Genomic DNA, 944 nt, shown 5'->3' on the forward strand with positions numbered 1-944 from the left:
GATGTTCTGGGCACTCGCGGCTAGCAGGCATTGCCATCTGACCTTGATGAGGCCACGGAACCTGGCATAGCGATGTCCATGCAACTGCTTGGCATCGGCAAAGGAACGCTCCACCGTCTCCTTGCGTCGTTTGTAGATGGCCTTGCCCCAAGGCGTGAGGCGGTGGGTGTCGGTGCGCTCGCGGGCGTCGGCCCACACATGGCGGGTGATGATGCGTTCCGCCCTGGCGTTGCTGGTGCAGGAGGCGAGAAGCGGGCAGTCGCCGCAGATGGCCGGATCGGAGCGATAGTGGCGATAGCCGTTGCGGTCGGTGGTGGCATAAGTCAGGAGTTGGCCTTCAGGGCAGCGATAACCATCCACCGCGCCGTCATAGACGAATTTCGACTTGCGCATCATGCCGGGTTTGGGTGGTGTCGGATTGCGATAGCCGGTGACACCGAGAATGGCGCGCTCCTCCAGTCCCCTGGCGATGCCGGATGTGGCATAGCCGGCATCGAGCCCGACGGCGCCGACAGCAAAGCCGAAGCGCTCACGCTGCCGGTCAAGCCGGCCCAGATAGACGATGCTGTCATGGACGTTTGCCGGGGTGACATGGGTATCGGTGATGATGGCAAGCTTTCCGTCCACCGTGCGGTGGTCGAGATAGAAGAAGCCCTTCGGCTTGCCGTCGCGCACCATGTAGCCGCTGTCAGGATCGGTGCGACTGACCTTGGTCTCCTTCACCTGCGGCGCGTGCTCTTTTTCCTTCAATGGCTTCTGGCCGTGCAGCGCCCGCTCGGCCTCGATCGCCCGGTCGAGAGCGGCCCAATAGTCGGCACGCGATTTCTCGATCATGGCCAGATCATACTTGCCCTTGTTGGCATTGGCCTTCAGATGGGTCGAGTCGGTATAGAGCACTGTGCCATCGACCAGCCCATGGCCAATCGCCTGTTCGACGATATGGT

The 944-nt window shown here is 62.0% G+C and carries 1 protein-coding gene; it reads right to left on the reverse strand.

The window, feature by feature from the left end; translation table 11 throughout:
• On the reverse strand, positions 1–944 hold a 944-nt coding region (locus tag F9K78_RS21795), incomplete at both ends, for an IS1182 family transposase (protein WP_151682756.1).

It is taken from the genome of Brucella pseudintermedia, assembly GCF_008932435.1.
GTDB classification, from domain to species: Bacteria; Pseudomonadota; Alphaproteobacteria; order Rhizobiales; family Rhizobiaceae; genus Brucella; species Brucella pseudintermedia.